We start from the raw sequence: 6,877 nt of genomic DNA on the forward strand, positions 1-6,877 counted from the left end.
GGCATTACGGTGGGACACGAAGACCTCCATGCGGTGCAGTCCTAGACAGCTCCACCACATCGGAGGTCTTCGCCATGATCAAGCCCCAACGAGTGTCAACAACGCTCGTGATCAATACACCTAGCGGCTTCCCGGCTTCGTGCTTTCCCGGCCTTGCGGCCACCCGGTTTCGAGGCTGCGGCCTCGCGGCCTGGTGGCTTGCGAACTCGGTGGCCTTGCTGCTTTCCGGCCTCGCGCTTTCGCGGCTCCCGGCCTGCCGGTGCGGAGGGCGGTGGCACTGATCGCTTGGGCTGGGTGGTTGGCGTGCCGGCCTGTCGGTCCGAAGGGGCCGGTGGCGCTGATCGCCCGGGCCGGGTGGTCGGCCCGAGCCGTCAATTCCGGAGGCTTTGACCTCTGCGCTTCGGCCTCGACGCTTTGATCCTCGGCGCCGCGGTTTCCGGGGCCTGCGGCCCCGGGCCCCAGGCGCTGGAGCGCGAGCCGCCGGGCCCTGGAGCGTGAGCCTCCGAGCCCCCGGGCCCGGGCACCCGGGACCCTGGACCCGGGTCCCGGGAGCCCTCGGGGGCTTCCGGACCTGGCGGCCTTGCGGCTACCCGGCTTCGTGCTTTCCCGGCCTTGCGGCTACCCGGTTTCGAGGCTGCGGCCTCGCGGCCTGGTGGCTTCCGGACCCGGTGGCCTTGCTGCTTTCCGGCCTCGCGCTTTTTCGCGGCTCCCGGCCTTGCGGTCTCCCGGACCTCCCGGCCTTGCGGACCTTGCGGTCTCCCGGCCTTGCGGACCTTGCGGTCTCCCGGCCTCCCGGACCTCGCGGTCTCCCGGCTTCGCGGTCTCCCGGACCTCGTGGTCTCCCGGACCTCGTGGTCTCCCGGCCTCCCGGCCTTGCGGCCTTGCGGCCTTCCGGCCTTCCGGCCTTGCGGCCTTGCGGCCTTCCGGCCTTCCGGCCTTGCGGCCTTCCGGCCTTGCGGCCTTCCGGCCTTGCGGCCTTCCGGCCTTGCGGCCTTCCGGCCTCCCGGCCTCCCGGCCGGCGTTCGTACGAGGCGCCCGTGTGCTGCTCAAACCTCGGGGGGTGCGCGGGCGCCGGCGTGTTATGCGATCGTTACTCAGCCTTCTGTCGCCCTCGGCGACTCGAACAGGGTGACAGTCGCGGGAAGGGCACCGCGCTTCGAAGACGGAGAGTGGATGGGCTACGACCAGGAGTTCGAGGAGTACGCGCGCGCCCGTCAGAGCCGGCTCTACCGCACGGCCGTGCTGCTGTGCGGCGACACCCACCGGGCGCAGGATCTCGTCCAGAACACCCTGGTGCGGCTGTTGCGTTACTGGCCACGGGCGATGCGCGCCGACAACATCGACGCCTACGCCCGCACGGTGCTGACCCGTACCTTCCTGGCTGAGCAGCGGAGGGGACTGCTCAGCCGGCGTGCGCACGCCGTTCAGGACAATCCCACCGCGCCAGGCGACCCGGCCTTGCGGGTGACGCTGCTCGCCGCGCTCGGTGAACTGCCGCCCAGGGCGCGGGCGATGCTCATCCTCCGCTACTGGGAGGACCTGAGCGTGGCGACCGTGGCCGGCCTCATGCGGTGCAGTCAGTCCACGGTCAGGAGCACCTGTTCCCGCTCGCTCGCGCTGCTGCGCACCCGCCTCGACGACGTCGAGCTGCGCGCCGAGCCGTACGCCGACTTCTACGCGAGCCTCGGTGCCGAGTCGGACCGCTGAGCCACCACGAGCCCGCGCCGCACGACGCACGACGAACGACGAACGACGAACGACAGAACTGATGACGAAGGGGACGACCGTGCACTACTTCCACGCCGAGGAGCCGGAGCTCAGGCGGGCGATGGAGCATGCGGTCGGCGGCTTGGCGCCCCCCGTCGACCTGGTGCCCGGAGCGCTCCTGCTGGGGCGCCGCCGCCGGGCGCGGGCCCGGCTGGCCACGGCCGGCGGCGGCGTCGCGGTCGCCGCGCTCGCCACCGTCCTGGGGGTCGGCTTCGTGCCGCCGGGGGACGACGCCGTGGTGGCCGAGCCGCCGGCGTCGACCGCGACCGAGCCGGGGCTGCCGGGGCCGACCGTGTCCACCCCGGTCCCGACCCCGAACAACGCCGAGTCGCACGCCCGTGCCGTCGACTACCGGGCGCGCGTGGCCGCGCTGCTCGACGAGCTGCTGCCGGGCCTGGGCGCGGTCTCGGCGACGGACTACGACATCGCCCGCTACCGGGCCATGACGGGCTCGGACGCCGCGTACCAGATCACCTTCTCGGCCACCCCGGAGGTCGACGCGAACACCGGCCGCTGCGCGGCGAGCGAATCGGCCGAGACCTGCACCGAACTCCAGCTCTCCGACGGCACCCCGGCCGCCGTCCGGACCACGCCGGGCGGCCAGTCGGCCGCGGGGCTGCGGGTCGTCTTCTCCTACGGCGGCACCGAGGCCACGGTCGCGGTGGACGCCGACTCGGGGGAGGAGGGGGCGCTGCCCGTGGACGTCGCGGATCTGACGGCGGTGGCCGAGAACCAGGACGCTCGCGAACTCCTCCTGGAGGGCGCTGAGTTGGCACAAGCGATGGCGTCATAACCTGGCATCTGCGCACGGGCGCCACAGCAGCATCACAAGTACCACCAGAGAGGAACCACCATGGGCACCCGAGCCCGTCGTGCCCATCCGTCGGTACGGGGCGCGCGACGCCGTAGACGTCCCCGCCGCGCGGCCCGCCTCCTCAGGGGCGCCACGCTGATCGTCGTGCTCGGCGTCGCGGTGGTGACGCTGCGGATCGTGATGCGGGACGACGTGCTGGCCGAGACGCACGCCGGCGCCGAGTCGCCGGCCACCGAGGCGCCCGCCGCGTCCGAACCGGAACCCGAGCCCGAGCCGGAGCCGGAACCCGAGCCGGATCCGGAACCCGAACTCGAAATCGAACCGACCGAGGACGAGAACGAGGACGAGGAGATACCCGTCCCCGAGACCGGACCCGGCACCTTCCGTGTCGCCGAGGGCGGCGGCGAGCCGGTCGGCGGCGACGCCGTCCTCACCTACCGCCTGGAGGTCGAGGACGGCATCGAGCTCGATCCGGACGAGGCCGCCGCCGAGGTCCAGACCGTCCTCGCCGACCCGCGCGGCTGGACCGCCGAGGGCGACACCGGCTTCCAGCTGGTCGGGGAGGGTCCCGCCGACTTCGTCGTCCAGATCGCCACCCCGGGCACCGTCGACGCCATCTGCGGCGAGTACGGACTCGACACCCGCGGCCAGGTCAACTGCAGCGTCGCCCAGACCGTCGTCGTCAACCTCCGCCGCTGGGTGGAGGGTTCGCCGCAGTTCCCCGGCCCGGTCGAGGAGTACCGGGCGCTGATCGTCAACCACGAGGTCGGCCACTACCTCGGGCACGGCCACGAGGGCTGCTCCGAGCCCGGCGCGCTGGCCCCCGCGATGATGCAGCAGATCAAGGGCCTGGACGGCTGCGTCGCCAACGCCTGGCCCTACGACGAGAACGGCACCTACCTCTCGGGCCCCGCCGTGCCGTGACACGCCGTGGTGGGCCGGTTGCGCCGAGCTCCCGACGACCGGCAAGGTGCGCGCATGGAGCCGGAACAGCAGCTCATGCAGCGCCTCAGCGCCGCCAAGGTCAGCGCCGTCGCCCTCACCTGGGTCGACAACGCCGGGCTCACCCGCGTCAAGGCCGTGCCGGTGGGCCGGCTCGTGGAGGCCGTGCGGCGCGGCGTCGGCATGTCGCCCGTCTTCGACGTCTTCCTCGTCGACGACTCCATCACCAGCAGCCCCAGGATCGGCGGCCCGGACGGCGACCTGCGGCTCGTCCCCGACCTCGACCGGCTCACCGTGCTCGCCGCCCAGCCCGGCTGGGCCTGGGCGCCCGCCGACCGCTACGAGCAGACCCGCGCGCCCTACGCGGCCTGCCAGCGGCGGTTCGCCCGCCGGCAGGCCGAGCGGGCGCTCGCCGAGCACGGCCTGGAACTGCGGATGGGCTTCGAGACCGAATGGGTCGTCACACGTCCGGGTGATTCCGGGGAGGCGCGCCAGCCGGCCGGCGGTGCCGGGCCCGCCTACGGCATGAGCCGGCTCGTCGAGTCCTCCGACTACGTCCGCGACCTCGCCGAGGCGTTCGCCGCCCAGGGGCTGCCGTTGCTCCAGATCCACCCCGAGTACTCGCCGGGACAGTTCGAGATCTCCGCCAGGCCCACCGACCCCGTCACCGCCGCCGACGACGCCGTGCTGGTCCGCGAGACCGTGCGCGCCGTCTCCCACCGGCACGGCCTCGCCGCCTCCTTCGCACCCGTCGTCGACACCGTGAGCCTCGGCAACGGCCGCCACCTGCACCTCAGCCTCTGGCGCGGCGGCAAGAACGCCTGCCGCGACGGCGACGGCCCGTACGGCATGAGCGCCATCTGCGAGGCGTTCCTCGCCGGCGTGCTGCGCGAACTGCCCGCGCTGCTGGCCATCGGCGCCCCCAGCCCCGCCAGCTACCTGCGGCTGCGGCCCTCCGTGTGGGCCGGCGCCTTCCAGTGCTGGGGCCTGGAGAACCGCGAGGCCGCCGTCCGCTTCGTCACCGGCGCACCCGACGACCAGGACGCCGCCAACGCCGAGGTCAAGTGCTTCGACGGGGCGGCCAACCCGTACCTGGTGACCGGCGCCGTCATCGCCGCCGGCCTCGCCGGGGCCGCCGACGGGCTCAGCCTGCCGCAGCCGGTCGTCGGCGACCCGGCCGAACGTCGCGTCGCCCCGCCGCCCCGGCTGCCCGCGTCGCTGCCGGCCGCCCTGGACCACCTGGAGGCCTCCACCGTGCTGCGCACCGCGCTCGGCGAGGAGCTGTACGGCGCGATCCTCGCCGTCCGGCAGGGCGAGGTCGCGCTGTTCGCCACGTCCACGCCGGAGCAGATCGCCGCCGCCACCAGGGAGCGGTACTGACGATGAGCAGCACGGACCTCGTCGACCAGCACTGCCACGGCGTCCTGCGCCAGGGCCCCGTCGACACCGCGCACTTCGGCTCGCTGCTCACCGAGTCCGACGCGCCGCCCGCGCCCGGCACCAGCCACTTCGACAGCCAACTCGGCTTCGCCGTCCGCCGCTGGTGCGCGCCCGTCCTCGACCTCCCCGCCAACTGCCCGCCGGACGACTACCTCGCGCGGCGCCGCGAACTCGGCACCCCCGAGGTCACCCGCCGGCTGCTGCGCGCCGCCGGCCTCAGCACCCTGCTCGTCGACACCGGCCTCCCCGGCGACCTCCTCACCCCGGCCGAGCTCGCCGAGGCCGCCGGGGCGCCCGCGCACGAGATCATCCGTCTGGAGACGCTGGCCGAGGCGGTGGCCGACCGGGACCCCGACGCCGCCGCGTTCCCCGACCGGCTCGCCGAGGCCGTCGCCGAGGCCGCGCGCACCGCCGTCGCGTTCAAGTCCATCGCGGCCTACCGGCACGGCCTCGCTCTCGACCCGACCCCGCCGACCGGCGCCGAACTCCGCGCGGCCGCCGGCCACTGGCTCGCCGACCGCCGGCCCGGCGGCCGGCTCACCGATCCCGTGCTGCTGCGCCACCTGCTGTGGTCGGCGGCCGAGAGCGGCCTCCCGCTCCAGATCCACACCGGCTTCGGCGACCCCGACCTGCGACTGCCCGACGCCGACCCGCTGCTGCTGACCGACTTCGTCCGGGCCGTCCGCCCGACCGGTTGCCGCCTGGTCCTGCTGCACTGCTACCCCTACCACCGGGGCGCCGGCTACCTGGCCGCCGTCCACCCGCACGTCTACGCCGACGTCGGCCTCACCCTCGGCCACACCGGAGCCAGGTCGCGGGCGGTGCTCGCCGAGGCGCTGGAGCTGACGCCGTTCGGCAAGCTGCTGTTCTCCACCGACGCCTACGGGCTGCCCGAGCTCTACCTGGTCGGCTCCCGCTCCTTCACGGCCGGGCTCGGCGAACTCCTGGACGGCTGGGTCAAGGACGGCTCCTGGGCGCCCGCCGACGCGGCCAGGGTCGCGGCGCTGCTCGGCGGCGGCAACGCGCGCCGGCTCTACGGGCTGCCGGGCGCCTAGTACTCCAGCAGGATTTCGCTGCCTGACCTGCGAGTTTGGCTGGGCGGCTGGAGTGTGGCGGCTCGTGGAGTGGTGAGGGGCGGTCTTACGGAGGCCGCCCCTCGACCGTGTGCCATCGCCGCTGGCAATGGCAGCGCCGGGCGACTGCTTGGCGTCGCCGGCGCCAGTTCGACCAATTCATCGCGTGACATCGGCCTCGGTGTCCACGCAGGTGCGTAGGCCGGGGGAGACAAGCTGCCAGGAATCGCCGAACCTCCGCCAGTGTGAGCTCGATGACCCCGGCCGTTGCACCGGTTCCGCCCCCTTTTCCCTGACCTGGTGCGTGGTGACCTGGTGCGTGGTGGCCGCCAGGTAGGCGTGCGCGAGCAGACGAACAGCAGAACCAGCAGGTAGAGCCAGCCGGACCCACCGTCGTTGATGATCGTGGTGCGGATCGCGGCGAGCGTGCGCCAGCGGCCGTCTTGGACGGTGAGCACGCAACCGCCCAGATCGCCGAGACCGACTTCGGGACGCTGAACGTGAAGTCCAACCCCGCGACGGCTCGGCGGCCCAAGTTCGGGATCGAGCCCGTCGACGCGCTGCTTGACCCGTTCGGCGATCGACGCGAACTGCTGGTAGGCGCGTCCGAGCGGATCGCCGGTGATCGGATCGTGGCCCATCCCGATCAAAAGCTGTAGCTGGGCCTCCGACACCTGGGCACCCCCGACCAGCTCGCCGTGACCCAAACGACCCAGGTGTATTGATCACGAGCGTTGTTGACACTCGTTGGGGCTTGATCATGGCGAAGACCTCCGATGTGGTGGAGCTGTCTAGGACTGCACCGCATGGAGGTCTTCGTGTCCCACCGTAATGCCCGGCT

Annotated in this window: 7 protein-coding genes; 6 read left to right on the forward strand and 1 reads right to left on the reverse strand. The window is 73.2% G+C overall.

Annotated features, from left to right (window positions below; all coding sequences use genetic code 11):
• Nucleotides 1-1,173: 1,173 nt before the first annotated feature.
• From RNC47_RS35460 to RNC47_RS35480, 5 genes are all read left to right on the forward strand, one after another.
• Entirely contained in the window at nucleotides 1,174-1,707 is a 534-nt protein-coding gene (locus RNC47_RS35460) for a SigE family RNA polymerase sigma factor (protein WP_311604932.1), read from the forward strand.
• 61 nt (nucleotides 1,708-1,768) lie between these two features.
• Entirely contained in the window at nucleotides 1,769-2,560 is a 792-nt protein-coding gene (locus RNC47_RS35465) for a hypothetical protein (protein WP_311604933.1), read from the forward strand.
• Nucleotides 2,561-2,620: 60 nt separating this feature from the next.
• Nucleotides 2,621-3,505, forward strand: coding sequence for a DUF3152 domain-containing protein (locus tag RNC47_RS35470; protein ID WP_311604934.1), 885 nt, complete (start codon nucleotides 2,621-2,623; stop codon nucleotides 3,503-3,505).
• 54 nt (nucleotides 3,506-3,559) lie between these two features.
• Entirely contained in the window at nucleotides 3,560-4,903 is a 1,344-nt protein-coding gene (locus RNC47_RS35475) for a glutamine synthetase family protein (RefSeq protein ID WP_311604935.1), read from the forward strand.
• A 2-nt stretch (nucleotides 4,904-4,905) separates the two neighbouring features.
• Nucleotides 4,906-6,018 (forward strand): amidohydrolase family protein, encoded by a 1,113-nt coding sequence (locus tag RNC47_RS35480; RefSeq protein ID WP_311604936.1) that lies wholly within the window; start codon nucleotides 4,906-4,908, stop codon nucleotides 6,016-6,018.
• A gap of 85 nt (nucleotides 6,019-6,103) precedes the next feature.
• On the opposite strand, the gene RNC47_RS37730 is transcribed toward RNC47_RS35480, so the two are convergent.
• Nucleotides 6,104-6,571, reverse strand: coding sequence for a relaxase domain-containing protein (locus tag RNC47_RS37730; protein WP_394814952.1), 468 nt, complete (start codon nucleotides 6,569-6,571; stop codon nucleotides 6,104-6,106).
• On the opposite strand from RNC47_RS37730, the gene RNC47_RS35485 reads away from it, so the two are divergent.
• A complete protein-coding gene (locus RNC47_RS35485) occupies nucleotides 6,480-6,695 on the forward strand; it encodes a hypothetical protein (protein WP_311604938.1) in 216 nt (71 codons plus the stop codon). The two genes, RNC47_RS37730 and RNC47_RS35485, sit on opposite strands and share 92 nt — an antisense overlap.
• The last annotated feature ends 182 nt before the right edge of the window (nucleotides 6,696-6,877 follow it).

The sequence above is a fragment of the Streptomyces millisiae genome, from assembly GCF_031845425.1.
Lineage (GTDB): Bacteria > Actinomycetota > Actinomycetes > Streptomycetales > Streptomycetaceae > Streptomyces > Streptomyces millisiae.

Bases quoted from the DNA above. Each gene is read 5' to 3' on its own strand.
- RNC47_RS35460 (WP_311604932.1), top strand. From the start codon at position 1,174: ATGGGCTACGACCAGGAGTTCGAGGAGTACGCGCGCGCCCGTCAGAGC.
- RNC47_RS35465 (WP_311604933.1), top strand. From the start codon at position 1,769: ATGACGAAGGGGACGACCGTGCACTACTTCCACGCCGAGGAGCCGGAG.
- RNC47_RS35470 (WP_311604934.1), top strand. From the start codon at position 2,621: ATGGGCACCCGAGCCCGTCGTGCCCATCCGTCGGTACGGGGCGCGCGA.
- RNC47_RS35475 (WP_311604935.1), top strand. From the start codon at position 3,560: ATGGAGCCGGAACAGCAGCTCATGCAGCGCCTCAGCGCCGCCAAGGTC.
- RNC47_RS35480 (WP_311604936.1), top strand. From the start codon at position 4,906: ATGAGCAGCACGGACCTCGTCGACCAGCACTGCCACGGCGTCCTGCGC.